We start from the raw sequence: 13043 nt of genomic DNA, 5'->3' as shown, positions 1-13043 counted from the left end.
ATTCGCGAGCAGGCTCGCTCCCACAGAGAAAGCATCTCAAATGTGGAATGCGATCCCTGTGGGAGCGAGCCTGCTCGCGAAAAGAGCAACTCGGTCTATAGGGATAGCCGCACCGCCAATGCCGCCAACGTCACCAGCAACACCGGCACGGTCAACACAATCCCGACACGGAAGTAATAGCCCCAGCCAATATGGATGCCTTTGCGCTCCAGCACATGCAGCCACAACAACGTTGCCAGACTGCCGATCGGAGTGATCTTCGGCCCCAGGTCGCTGCCGATCACGTTGGCGTAGATCATCGCTTCCTTGATCACCCCGCTGGCCTGACTGGCGTCGATCGACAGCAAGCCGATCAGTACCGTTGGCAGATTGTTCATGATCGACGACAGCAGCGCCGTCAGCACCCCGGTGCCCATCGCCGCGCCCCACACGCCGTGGCCGGCGAATACATCCAGCCACCCGGCAAGGTAACCGGTGAGTCCGGCATTGCGCAGGCCGTACACCACCAGGTACATGCCCAACGAGAAAATCACGATTTGCCACGGCGCTTCTTTCATCACTTTGCGCGTGGAGATTTTGTGGCCGCGCGCGGCAATACCCAGCAGCAGCGCGGCGCACACCGCCGAAATTGCGCTGATCGGAATGCCCAGCGGTTCGAGGGCAAAGCAGCCGATCAACAGGATCACCAACACCGCCCAACCGGCGTAGAACGTCGCTTTGTCGTGGATCGCGGTGTGCGGGTTTTCCAGCTGTTCCGGATCGTAAGCGGCCGGGATGTCGCGGCGAAAAAACCACAGCAACATGCCCAACGTCGCCGCCACGCTGACGAAGTTCACCGGCACCATGACCGCTGCATAACGGTTGAAGCCGATATTGAAGAAGTCCGCAGAAACGATGTTGACCAGGTTCGACACCACCAGCGGCAGGCTCGCCGTATCGGCGATAAACCCGGCGCCCATGACGAAGGCCAGCGTCGCCGCCGGTGAAAAGCGCAGCGCCAGCAGCATTGAAATCACGATCGGCGTGAGAATCAGCGCCGCACCGTCATTGGCGAACAGCGCCGAGACCAGCGCGCCGAGCAGCACCATGAAGGCAAACAGTTTGCGCCCACTGCCCCGCCCCCAGCGCGCCACGTGCAGCGCTGCCCAATTAAAGAAGCCAGCCTCGTCGAGCAACAGGCTGATGATGATCAGCGCGACGAAGGTGCCGGTGGCGTTCCAGATGATCTGCCAGACCAGCGGGATGTCCGTGAGGTGAACGACGCCAAAAATCAACGCCAGCACGGCGCCCAACGTTGCACTCCAGCCGACGCCGAGCCCCTTGGGTTGCCAGATGACGAGGGTGATGGTCAGCAGGAAAATCAGTGACGCAGCGAGCATTCGCAGAAGCCTTCAAATAGCGAAACGGGTGGAAATCGAACAAATGTGGGAGCGAGTCTGCTCGCGAAAGCGGTGTGTCAGACTAGAAATTGTTATCTGACAGTCCGCCTTCGCGAGCAGGCTCGCTCCCACAGTGAGTTTCGGTAAGTTTATTTCTTGTGTTGCTCGACGAACTGGCCGTACGCATCGATGAATTTCTGCAGGAACGGTTTCACCGAGTCGCTCAGCTTGCCCGCTTCATCAAACGCGTTGCCCGCGCCGCCCAGATAGGCTTCCGGCTGTTGCAGGCAATGGATATCGAGGAAAACAAAGGTCTGGCGCAGGTGCTGGTTGGCGCCGAAGCCACCGATGGCGCCTGGCGATACGCTGATCACCGCGCCGGGTTTGCCGCTCCACGCGCTCTGGCCATAAGGGCGCGAACCGACGTCGATGGCGTTCTTCAACGGTGCCGGGATCGAGCGGTTGTACTCGGGGGTAACAAACAGCACCGCGTCGGATGACGCCACTTTCTGACGGAAAGTGCTGTAGGCTGCCGGCGGAGAAGCGCCGTCGATGTCTTCGTTGTACAGCGGCAGTTCACCGATTTCGACAATCTCGAGCTTGAGATTGGCCGGTGCCAGTTCGGCGAGGGCCAGTGCGACTTTGCGATTGATCGATGCTTTGCGCAGGCTACCGACCACTACAGCGACGTTGTAGACATTGCTCATGGATGACTCTCGATGGTCCGTGGGAAGAGTCGCTAGTTATAGATGATCCAGTGACATTTTCACCAGTGGTCATTGGTTTTTCCTGCGCGAGGAATATTTTTTTCATGTAGGAAAACTTACCGAGCTTGCTGACGGTCTACAAAGCCGCAAATCAAGCGTTTTATCTCCAGAGGTTCTAAGCAGATGGCAGCAGTACTCGTCGGTCAGTTTCATGCAAGAGATGCGGAAGGCCGCGTTTATTCCGTGCATGAATTCCAGGAATCGAACCCGTCTGCAGACGGATCCACTGGCTCGGAGCCCATTTACAAACTCGCCATTGGCGATCGGGTCAACAAGGTCAGTGACAGCGAGTTTCTCCTGGTTCAGTCAGGCATTACCCTGATCCGCGAACCCGAGCCAACCGTTGCTTCATAACCCTGCATTATGAGCAGAAGTCATGCGAGCGGACTTGGGGTAGGATTCAGCGTTTGACCCCACCTGCTGAACATGGACTTCACGCATGCGTTTACGCCACATCGAAGTGATCCAGGCGCTCTTGCAGACCGGTCACCTGGGCACCGCCGCCGAATGGCTGCAACTGCCGGTGACCGAGGTCGAAGAGCGTTTGCGCGAAGCCGAGAGTCAGTTGGGGTTCATGCTGTTCGCCAGCGTTCGCGGGCGCCTGCAATCGACCCCCGAAGCGCGCGCCTTGCAGGTGGAAATCGCGCACGTTTATGAGGCGCTTGAGCCGGTGCAGCGTCTGGCCAGCAGCCTCAAGCAATACCTCGCCCCACCCCTGCGCATCATCGGCACCCCGCCGCTGGCTCAACAATTACTGCCACAAAGCCTTGCGACTCTGCGTCGGCGCTTGCCGGACGCACCTTGCAGCCTGCTCAGCGCGCCGACTCGCGACATCGTCCGCAGCCTGTTATTGCGCGAAAGCGATCTGGGCCTGAGCCTGCACGATCCCGAACACCCCGATATCCACTGCCAGCCGCTGGCCCAGGGCAAGCTGCAATTGCTCGCTCCGCACGGCTGGCTGCAGCCGAAACAGAAATACATTTCCCTAGTGGATCTGGCCGGTCAGGCCATGGTCGGTCTCGAAGGTCAGGATCCGCTGAGCCCGGCGCTGGAAAACAAACTTCAGGCGCTGCGCCCGGCGCCAAGCATTCAGACCCGCGTGCAGACCCATCAGATGATGCGCAGCATGGTCGAGGCCGGCGAAGGTCTGGCCATCGTCGATCCGTTCACCGCTCTGGGCGCCCGCGCCGGTGGGCTTGACGTCTGCCCGCTCTCACCGGCAGTGCCGATCAGCCTCTGCGCCCTGACCTTCAAACATGCCGCGCCGTCGGCGGCGATTCAGACCTTGCTGGCGATCGTCACGGAACAAGCCGAGGCGATGTTGTCGAGCTGAGTGGTTTTTCCAGCGGATTATCGAACAGGCGATACCAGAACAACGCGACTTCAGCGGTATGCGGATCGATGCCGCGATAGCGCAACTGGTCGATGCCGCCGATCACATAGCCGCAACGCTCATACAGACGACAGGCGCCGAGATTGTTGTTTTGGGTTTCGAGCATGATGCCCGGCAGCTTCTTCTTGCGACTCCAGAACTGCGCGACATCAAGCAACGCCTTGGCCACGCCGTGGCGACGGGCCGGGGCATGCACCGCCAGCTCATCGATGTGGGCAAAGCCGTTCCAGTTGGTGCTGATCACCAGGTGACCGACCGGCTCGTCGTCCAGGTACGCCATGAAAATCGCGCTGTCGGGCGCGTTGTGAAAGGCGCTGAATTCTTCGGGATCAATACCGTAGCACTTGCGGTACGGCACGATCGGCGTCACCGGCCACTGCTCGACCGGTTTGCCGATCACGGCAGCGCCGTAGGCCGCGACCTCGAAACTGAAGTCGCTGCCCCAGATATACGGCGCAAAACCTTCGTCGGCTACACGCACCGACAACCCTGGGTATTTCGGATTCATGACCGGTTGCATACTGGGAAAAGTCCTCATTCCTTGACGCAGCCGACGGTGTCGACCTTACCGTCGCGATGGATGATTGCCAGCGCAAATTTCAACTCTTTGTACATGAGGCTCAGTGTCCTGAGGCGGCAGATTTGCACCTGACCAGTGCACTCAGGGTAGAGGGTTGCGGCGAATGTGGCGAGGGTGGCAACTTGGCTCCATGTCGCCAAACGCAAAAAATCGCTGCCTTCCTGGTCCCCACTATGGAATGCATTCCCCGTAGGAGCTGCCGAAGGCTGCGATCTTTTGATCTTCTGATCTTTTGATTTTTCAGACCTGCGCATCAGCCTCGGCAATCTGCGTCCACAACGCCGGCGCTCCCGCCGATTTGGCGATGATTTCCAGCCGCACCAGATGCGCCGCCAGTTCTTCTTCGGTCGCCCGGATGATGCGTGCTGGCTGGCGATCGACCGGCAGGCGGCGGATTTCGGTAGCCGAGTTGTCGGCGCCCTCGCCCGTGCCATTGCCGTCGGACGCGTTGCCAGCCAGCGACAGGCTGGTCTGGCCGCCGGTCATGGTCAGGTAGACGTCGGCGAGAATCTCCGAGTCGAGCAAGGCGCCGTGCAGTTCACGGCCGGAGTTGTCGACGCCGTAACGTTTGCACAACGCGTCGAGGCTGTTGCGCTGCCCCGGGTGACGTTCCCGGGCCATCATCAGGGTATCGAGGATGGTGCAATGCTGGGTGATATCGGCGCGATCGTGCTGGCCCATCAAGGCAAATTCGTTGTTGATGAAGCCAACGTCGAACGCCGCGTTGTGGATGATCAGCTGCGCGCCCTGGATGAACTCGAAGAACTCGTCGGCGACTTCGGCAAAGCGCGGCTTGCCGACGAGGAATTCGTTGGTGATGCCGTGCACACCGATCGCGCCTTCGTCGCTCTCGCGATCCGGTTGCAGATAAACGTGAAAGTGCCGGCCCGTCAGGCGCCGACCGATCAGTTCGACGCAACCGATTTCAATGATCCGGTGACCATCGGTCACCGGCATGCCGGTGGTTTCGGTATCGAGTACAACGGATCTGGTGGCCATCAGTGCTCAGCTCTCAACGGGTCAATCGGGCAAAGGCGCGGATGTTAACACGCTCGGCGGGGTGTTTCAGTCAGACCGTGCCGGGTCCTTCGCGAGCAGGCTCGCTCCCACATTGGAATGCATTCCAATTCAAGGCCTGGAATACATTTCCCTGTGGGAGCGAGCCTGCTCGCGAATGGCTACGCCACGGTTAGAAGCGAAATCAGCTCTGCTTGTAACCACGCACTTCGTCAACGCCACGATTGGCCAGTTGGTCAGCCCGCTCGTTACCGTGATGGCCAATGTGCCCGCGCACCCATTTCCAGGTGACTTTGTGGCGGTTGACCTGCTCGTCCAGCTCTTTCCACAGATCGGCATTCTTCACCGGCTCTTTCGCAGCCGTTTTCCAGCCGCGCTTCTTCCAGTTGGCCATCCACTCGTTGATGCCTTTCATCACGTATTGCGAGTCGGTGACCAGCAGCACTTCGCAGGGGCGCTTGAGCGCTTCGAGGCCACGAATCGCGCCGAGCAGCTCCATGCGATTGTTGGTGGTGTTGGCCTCGCCGCCCCACAGTTCCTTTTCGACGCCCTTGCACACCAGCAGCGCGCCCCAGCCGCCGGGGCCGGGGTTGCCCTTGCAGGCGCCGTCGGTGAACAGTTCTACGGTATCGACGCTTTCCACGCTTTCGCTCATGCCAGTCTTTCCAGAAAAAATGCCTGTCCTGCCAATCACGGATCGACAATGACCGCGGCCGGGACAAGCCCGGCCACAAATAAAAGAAGATTTACGGTTCGATGCGGCGGCGGTTGACCTTGGCCATCGGCAGCGGAATCAGCTTGCCCATCGGCTCGCGGCGTTCCTGGCGCAACGGCCTGAGACCCACCACGATCTTGCGCGCCACCAGCAGATAGAAGCCACCGCCAGACAATTGCCAGTCACCGGCCTTGCGTTCCCAGCCGGCCAGGCGGTTCTGCCACTTGGGTGACGCGAGCGGCGGACGATAGCACCCGAAGCGGCGTTTCTCCAGCGCAAAGCCGAGCAGATTGAGCCAGTCGGCGACCCGCGACGGCGAGATGCAGCGCGCCTTGCGCAGGGCATCATTGGCGAAGAAATGCCGCAGCCCCCAGGTGCTCCAGGGGTTGATGCCGATGATCAGCAGATGCCCGCCGGGGCGCACGCTGCTCGCCGCTTCACGCAGCAAGCCGTGGGGCGACAGGCAGAAATCCAGGCCATGCTGCATCACCACCACGTCGGCAGCGTGCTCGCTCAACGGCCAGGCCTGCTCTTCGCAAACGATCTCGACCCCGGGCAACGGTGCGCCGAGACGCACGTTGCGCTGCACTTGCGGCGCGGCCGGCGGGGTTTCGGCGGACGGCCCGTAATGCACCAGATAACCGCCGAAGAAGCGGCCGAGCTCGTCATCGAGCATGCGCCGCTCTTCATCCAGCAGAAATTGCCCGAGCGGCCCCGACAGCCATTCGCGGGCGGCGCTGATCAATGCCAGCCAGTCGGGATCGGCCTGAGCGAACGCTTTATCGGTCATGTCATTCTCCAACGCGCCAGGAACTACTAAGATGCGCCAATGTTTTCTGCTTGGCGAATTCCGACGATGATACAGATCAGTGCCCTGCCCGCGTTCACCGACAACTACATCTGGTTGTTACAGGATCACCAGACCCAGCGTTGCGCGGTGGTCGATCCGGGCGACGCCACCCCGGTGCAGGCGTGGCTTGACGCGCATCCGGGCTGGGTGCTCAGCGATATTCTGATCACTCACCATCACCATGACCATGTCGGCGGCGTCGAGCGCCTGAAAGCCGCGACCGGCGCCAAGGTCTACGGCCCGGCCAGCGAAAGCATCCCGGCGCGCGACGTAGCGCTCAAGGACAACGACAGCGTCAGCGTGCTCGGCTGGGACTTCGACGTCTATGCGGTACCCGGTCACACCCTGGGGCACATCGCCTATTACCACCATGGTCTGCTGTTCTGCGGCGACACCCTGTTCGCCGCCGGTTGCGGCCGGCTGTTCGAAGGCACACCCGAGCAGATGTACCGCTCGCTCAGCCGTCTTGCGGCCCTGCCGGAAGATACGCTGGTCTACTGCACCCATGAATACACCTTGAGCAATCTGAAATTTGCCGCCGCCGTCGAGCCGGGCAACCCGGAAGTCGCCGCCCGTCTGGAAAAGGTCACGCAGCAACGGCAGAACGGCGTGATGACATTGCCGTCGACTTTGGCCCTGGAAAAGCTGACCAATCCGTTTTTACGCACTTCTGAAACATTGGTTACACAAAAAGTGGACGAACGGGAAGGCGCTCAAAACCGGGAGCCGAGCGAGGTATTTGCGGCTCTGCGGGCATGGAAAGACAAGTTCTGACAAGCGCGCCGGCCGGGGCAAAAATTCTCAATGGTTGACCGCAGGGGGTGCGCTTTCTAGAATCGCCCGACATTTTTGCCCGGAACTTACTTCCAGCCAATGTCGTCATCCATACGTAAGTCCGTCAATTCAGATGCTTTGACCCGCCTGGCACAAGCCATCGCGGTGGCTGTGTCCGCCACGCTGGCGGGTTGCTCCAGCCACGCTCCGCAGACTGAAGCGACGCATACGCCGAACATTGCTGCGCGAGCCAAGCAGAAGCCGATCTGGCTGACCGAGAAGCCCACTCCAGTGGCGCCCCAGGACATCTGGGAACGCATGCGTCAGGGCTTCCAGTTGCAGGAAGGCCTTGGCGTCAATCCGCGCATCGAGCAACAGCGCCTGTGGTTCGCCAGTAACCCCTCTTTTCTCGAGAATGCCGGCGAACGCGGCAGCCTCTACATTCATTACATTGTCGAACGCCTCGAAGAGCGCAACATGCCGCTGGAACTGGCCCTGCTGCCGGTGATCGAGAGCGCGTACAACCCGATGGCCTATTCCCGCGCCGATGCGGTGGGCCTGTGGCAGTTCATTCCGTCCACCGGGCGTTACTTCAACCTGCGCCAGACGCGTTTTTATGATGGTCGTCGCGACATTACAGCCTCGACCACGGCCGCGATGGATTATCTGACCCGCCTGCACGACATGTTCAACGGCGACTGGCTGCTGGCTCTGGCGGCCTACAACGCCGGTGAAGGCACGGTCAGCCGGGCGATCGAGCGCAACGAAAAGCTTGGCCTGCCCACTGACTACTGGAACCTGCCGCTGCCGGCGGAAACCCAGGCCTATGTGCCGAAGTTGCTGGCGCTGTCGCAAGTGGTGCTGGCGCCGGAAGCCTATGGCGTCAACCTCAATCCGATCGCCAACGAACCGTACTTCCAGGTCGTCGAAATCAACCAGCGCATGGACCTGTCCAAGGTCGCTGCGGTGGCGAACATCGATGAAGACGAACTGTTCCAGCTCAACCCCGCGTTCAAACAGCGCACCACCATCGACGGTCCGCAGCACTTGCTGGTGCCGACGTCCAAGGCGCAACTGCTGACCGCCAGTCTGCAGACCATGCGCCCGGACGAACTGATCAGCCCGCGCTCGCTGAAACCGGTGTTCGAAGGCGCCGATCCGTCGGAAGTGGCGCAGCTCAAACGTGCTTATCGGGTCAAGCGTGGCGACAACCTCGGCTCCATCGCCAAGGCCAACAAGGTCGAAGTCAAGGATCTGCAGCGCTGGAACAAGCTGACCGGCAAGAATCTCAAGGTCGGCCAGACCCTGGTCATGCAGGACAACACCAAGCGTGCCCCGGCGCGCAAGTCCGGCCGGGTCAACACCGTGGTCGCGGCGAATACCAAGACCAAAGGCAAGGACGAGAGCAAGCAGCAGACCCAGTACAAGGTCAAGCGCGGCGACACCCTGTATGTGGTGGCCAAGCGGTTCAACGTCGAGATGCAACATCTCAAGCGTTGGAACCCGGGTGCGGGCAAGGCGTTGAAGCCGGGGCAGATGCTTACGGTTTATCAGCCGCACTGAATGAAGAGCCCCTGATATTTCAGGGGCTTTTTTTGGATGAAGTTTTTGTGGTGTGCTTTAGATCCATCCCCCTCACCCCAGCCCTCTCCCCCAGGGGGAGAGGGGGAAAGGGAGCCGATCAGGGGCTTTTCAGAAACTGACTTCGACTCGGTATCGCACCTCGGTGCAATTCGCCCAGACACCACGATCAGTCCCCTCTCCCTCCGGGAGAGGGTTAGGGTGAGGGGCTCTTCGCGCAAACGATTAACCCGGCATTAACCCGCATCTTTTTCCTGTCCAGACAAGCTGTTACTGTACGGCCCACAAAGCCCAAGCCGCTGGATCGGATCTGACTTGAAGCGTGCCCTCTCCCTGCTCCTGATCAGCCTGGCCTTGAGCTCACCCGCAAGCGCGACGATTACCGAAAGTCATGGTTATGCGCAGTTCGGCACGCTCAAGTACCCGGCCAGATTTACCCACTTCGACTGGGTCAACCCGCAAGCGCCCAAAGGCGGTACGTTGCGGGTGATGGCGTTCGGCACCTTCGATACTGTCAATCCGTACACCTTCAAGGGCACCAGCCCGGTTACCACCGCCAATTTTCTCCAGTACGGCATCAACGAGCTCAACGAGCCGCTGATGGTCGGTACCGGGCAGTATTCGCCGTCCGGCGACGAGCCGGCGTCGAGCTACGGTTTGATCGCACAATCGGTGGAGTACAGCGAAGATCGCAGCTGGGTCGTCTTCAATTTACGCCCCGAGGCGCGGTTCCACGACGGCGCACCGATCACCGCCTATGACGTGGCATTCTCTTATCGCCTGCTGCTCAAGGACGGTCATCCGCTATATCGCACGGCCTTGCAGGAAGTGCTACGGGTCGACATCCTCAACAAACAGCGCATTCGTTTCGTGTTCAAGCGCTCGGGCAATCCGCTGCTGATCCTGCGCCTGGGCGAGTTGCCGGTGCTGCCGCAGCATTACTGGAAAGACCGCGACTTCAAAGCCACCACGTTCGAACCACCGCTGGGCAGCGGGCCGTACCGCATCACGTCGGTCACGCCGGGTCGGCAGCTGATTTTCGAGCGGGTCAAGGATTACTGGGGCAAGGATCTGCCGGTCAATCGCGGCAAGTACAATTTCGATCGCATGGAAGTCGAGTTCTACCGCGACAGCGATGTCGCCTTCGAAGCGTTCAAGGCCGGGGAGTTCGACATCTACATCGAGCATCAGGCGAAGAACTGGGTCAACGGTTACAACTTCCCTGCTTTACGTCGTGGCGAAGTGATCAAGGTGCAGATCCCGCATCAGATCCCGACCCAGACTCAGGGCCTGTTCATGAACAGCCGCCGCGCGACCTTCGCCGATGTCAGGACGCGCGAAGCGTTGGGTCTGATGTTCGACTTCGAATGGACCAACCGCGCGCTGTTCAGCGATGCCTATAAACGCACCAGCAGCTACTACCCCAACAGCGAATTCACTGCGTCCGGCCTGCCGGTCGGCCATGAATGGCTGATGCTCAAACCCTACAAGGAGCAACTGCCGGCCAGGCTGTTTACCGAGCCGTTCACCCTGCCGAAAACCGACGGCCGTGGCATTCCGCGCGAGACTATGCGCAAAGCCCTCGCCCTGCTCGCCGAGGCCGGTTGGAAGCTCCACGGCCAGCGCCTGCAAGACAAAGACGGCCAACCGCTGCGCTTCGAACTGCTGCTGGTCAACCCGAGCCTGGAGCGGCTCTATCAGCCGTACATCGAAAACCTCAACAGCATCGGCATCGACGCGCGCCTGCGTACCGTCGATCGCGCCCAGTACAAACAGCGCCTCGACCAATTCGATTTCGACATGATCTCGATGACACTGGGCCAGACCTTAAGCCCCGGTCTTGAGCAGTGGCAGTACTTCCACTCCAGCCAGGTGAACGTCAAGGGCAGCAAGAATTACGCGGGCATCGCCAATCCGGTGGTCGATCACCTGCTCGAACAGTTGCTCGCCGCTCGCACCCGCGACGAGCAGGTCGCCGCCGGCAAAGCGCTCGACCGCGTGCTGCTCTGGCAGCACTACAGCATTCCCAACTGGTACCTCAATTATCACCGTCTGGCCTACCGCAACCGGTTGGCCTTTGTCACCACGCCGCCCTACACCCTGGGCCTGAGCGCATGGTGGCTGAAGTCTTCGGAGAAAGATCGATGAACGCTGTTCGCACCCTGCTCGTGCAGGCCGGCGGCTTGCTGTTCGCCGGGCTGGCCTGGGCCGCCCCGCAACACGCCGTGACCCTGTACAACGAGCCGCCGAAATACCCGGCCGATTTCAAGCATTTCGATTACGTGAACCCTGATGCGCCCAAGGGCGGTGTGTTTCGTCAGGCCGGTTTCGGCGGCTTCGACAGCCTCAACCCGTTCATCAACAAAGGCGTGCCCGCCGATGACATCGGCCAGATCTACGACACCCTGACCAAACACAGCCTCGACGAGCCGTTCACCGAATACGGCCTGATTGCCAGCAAGATCGAGAAAGCCGACGACAACAGTTGGGTGCGTTTCTACCTGCGCCCGGAAGCACGCTTCCACGACGGCCACCCGGTGCGCGCCGAAGACGTGGTGTTCAGCTTCGAGACGCTGACCAAGGAAGGCTCGCCGATGTTTCGCGGCTATTACAACGACGTCGCCGAAGCCATCGCCGAAGACCCGTTGAAAGTGCTGTTCAAGTTCAAGCACAGCAACAACCGCGAGCTGCCGCTGATCCTCGGCCAGTTGCCGGTCCTGCCGAAACACTGGTGGGCCAGTCGCGACTTCAACAAGGGCAATCTGGAAATCCCGCTGGGCAGCGGCCCGTACAAGGTCACCCAAGTGAAGGCCGGCCGTTCGGTACGTTACGAGCGGGTCAAGGATTACTGGGGCAAGGGCTTGCCGGTCAACCGTGGCTTCTACAACTTCGACACGATGACCACCGACTATTACCGCGACAACACCGTCGCCCTCGAAGCGCTGAAGGCCGGGCAGTTCGATTACTGGTTGGAAATGACCGCGAAGAACTGGGCCAGCGCCTATAACGTTCCGGCGGTCACCGAGGGGCGTTTGATCAAGGAACTGATCCCCAACAGCAACCCGACCGGCATGCAGGGCTTCGTCTTCAACCTGCGCCGCCCGGTGTTCCAGGATGTGCGCGTGCGTCAGGCGCTGGGGCTGCTGTTCGACTTCGAATGGACCAACAAGCAATTGTTCAACGGCGCCTATGTGCGCACCCGCAGTTACTTCGAGAACTCGGAAATGGCCGCCACCGGCCTGCCCGACGCCGAGCAACGGAAGATCCTCGAACCGTTTCGCAGCAAACTGCCGGCCCAGGTGTTCAGCGAAGCCTTCGAAAATCCCAAGACCGACGCCAGCGGCATGATCCGCACCCAGCAGCGCGAGGCGTATCAACTGCTGCAAGAGGCCGGCTGGAAAATCGTCGATGACAAAATGGTCGACGCCACTGGCAAACCGGTGGTAATCGAATTCCTCCTCGCCCAGACCGAGTTCGAACGGGTGCTGCTGCCGTTCAAGCGCAACCTCAGCGACCTCGGCATCGATCTGGTGATCCGCCGCGTCGACGTCTCGCAGTACATCAACCGCGTTCGCTCGCGGGACTTCGACATGATGGTCGGCAGTTTTCCCCAGTCCAATTCGCCGGGCAACGAGCAGCGCGAGTACTGGATGAGCGCCGCCGCCGACAAACCGAGCAGCCGCAACAGCATGGGGCTCAAAGACCCGACCGTTGACCAACTGGTGGAAAGCCTGATCAACGCCGACTCGCGCAAAAGTCTGGTTGCCCACGCTCGCGCGCTGGATCGGGTGCTGCAATGGGGCTACTACGTGGTGCCGAACTGGCACATCAAGAGCTGGCGCGTGGCTTACTGGAATCATATAGGCCACCCGAAAACCTCGCCCAAGTACGACATCGGCATCAACACCTGGTGGGTCAAGCCTGACGCCAAGCCTGCCGTAGAAGTCGAAACCCAACTGCAAGCCGACCCTGCGGGCACGGAGTAAT

13 protein-coding genes are annotated in these 13043 nt (G+C 60.5%); 6 read left to right on the top strand and 7 right to left on the bottom strand.

The annotated features are described in order from the left end of the window. Nucleotides 1-95: 95 nt before the first annotated feature. Entirely contained in the window at nucleotides 96-1379 is a 1284-nt protein-coding gene (locus PSH90_RS10445; protein ID WP_236169537.1) for an arsenic transporter, read from the bottom strand. Nucleotides 1380-1528: 149 nt separating this feature from the next. Further along, nucleotides 1529-2086 (bottom strand): NADPH-dependent FMN reductase, encoded by a 558-nt coding sequence (locus PSH90_RS10440; protein WP_024012496.1) that lies wholly within the window; start codon nucleotides 2084-2086, stop codon nucleotides 1529-1531. A gap of 183 nt (nucleotides 2087-2269) precedes the next feature. Between PSH90_RS10440 and PSH90_RS10435 the strand changes: the two genes are divergently transcribed. Then, nucleotides 2270-2500: a hypothetical protein gene (locus PSH90_RS10435; protein WP_041480622.1), complete on the top strand. Its 231-nt coding sequence runs from the start codon at nucleotides 2270-2272 to the stop codon at nucleotides 2498-2500. A gap of 85 nt (nucleotides 2501-2585) precedes the next feature. Next, complete coding sequence (locus PSH90_RS10430; RefSeq protein WP_305382670.1) at nucleotides 2586-3479, top strand: LysR substrate-binding domain-containing protein; 894 nt, start codon at nucleotides 2586-2588, stop codon at nucleotides 3477-3479. Here the strand turns inward: PSH90_RS10430 and PSH90_RS10425 are convergent. The 5 genes from PSH90_RS10425 to PSH90_RS10405 form a co-directional block, all read right to left on the bottom strand. Then, the gene (locus PSH90_RS10425; RefSeq protein ID WP_016774208.1) at nucleotides 3445-4059 is read right to left on the bottom strand and encodes a GNAT family N-acetyltransferase; all 615 of its coding nucleotides are present in this window, start codon (nucleotides 4057-4059) and stop codon (nucleotides 3445-3447) included. The two genes, PSH90_RS10430 and PSH90_RS10425, sit on opposite strands and share 35 nt — an antisense overlap. 14 nt (nucleotides 4060-4073) lie before the next feature. Beyond that, nucleotides 4074-4373 carry a hypothetical protein gene (locus PSH90_RS10420; protein WP_305382668.1) on the bottom strand — a complete coding sequence of 100 codons (300 nt, stop codon included), beginning with the start codon at nucleotides 4371-4373 and terminating at the stop codon, nucleotides 4074-4076. Next, nucleotides 4360-5118, bottom strand: coding sequence for a DNA polymerase III subunit epsilon (gene dnaQ, locus PSH90_RS10415; RefSeq protein ID WP_041480624.1), 759 nt, complete (start codon nucleotides 5116-5118; stop codon nucleotides 4360-4362). Before dnaQ ends, PSH90_RS10420 begins: the two co-directional genes overlap by 14 nt. A 202-nt stretch (nucleotides 5119-5320) precedes the next feature. Beyond that, entirely contained in the window at nucleotides 5321-5791 is a 471-nt protein-coding gene (gene rnhA, locus PSH90_RS10410; protein ID WP_007910572.1) for a ribonuclease HI, read from the bottom strand. A gap of 91 nt (nucleotides 5792-5882) precedes the next feature. Continuing rightward, entirely contained in the window at nucleotides 5883-6641 is a 759-nt protein-coding gene (locus tag PSH90_RS10405) for a class I SAM-dependent methyltransferase (protein ID WP_041480625.1), read from the bottom strand. Nucleotides 6642-6707: 66 nt separating this feature from the next. On the opposite strand from PSH90_RS10405, the gene gloB reads away from it, so the two are divergent. The 4 genes from gloB (at nucleotide 6708) to PSH90_RS10385 (ending at nucleotide 13042) form a co-directional block, all read left to right on the top strand. Next, entirely contained in the window at nucleotides 6708-7475 is a 768-nt protein-coding gene (gloB, locus tag PSH90_RS10400) for a hydroxyacylglutathione hydrolase (RefSeq protein WP_305382666.1), read from the top strand. Between the two features lie 99 nt (nucleotides 7476-7574). Beyond that, nucleotides 7575-9038 carry a transglycosylase SLT domain-containing protein gene (locus PSH90_RS10395; protein ID WP_041480626.1) on the top strand — a complete coding sequence of 488 codons (1464 nt, stop codon included), beginning with the start codon at nucleotides 7575-7577 and terminating at the stop codon, nucleotides 9036-9038. A 333-nt stretch (nucleotides 9039-9371) separates the two neighbouring features. After that, entirely contained in the window at nucleotides 9372-11204 is a 1833-nt protein-coding gene (locus PSH90_RS10390; protein WP_305382665.1) for an extracellular solute-binding protein, read from the top strand. Next, nucleotides 11201-13042, top strand: coding sequence for an extracellular solute-binding protein (locus PSH90_RS10385; protein WP_236169535.1), 1842 nt, complete (start codon nucleotides 11201-11203; stop codon nucleotides 13040-13042). Before PSH90_RS10390 ends, PSH90_RS10385 begins: the two co-directional genes overlap by 4 nt. The last annotated feature ends 1 nt before the right edge of the window (nucleotide 13043 follow it).

This window comes from Pseudomonas sp. FP1762 (assembly GCF_030687105.1).
In the GTDB taxonomy this organism is placed as follows: domain Bacteria; phylum Pseudomonadota; class Gammaproteobacteria; order Pseudomonadales; family Pseudomonadaceae; genus Aquipseudomonas; species Aquipseudomonas siliginis.
The sequence above is the reverse complement of the archived record's forward strand: the minus strand, read 5'-3'. Positions and strand labels throughout refer to the sequence as shown.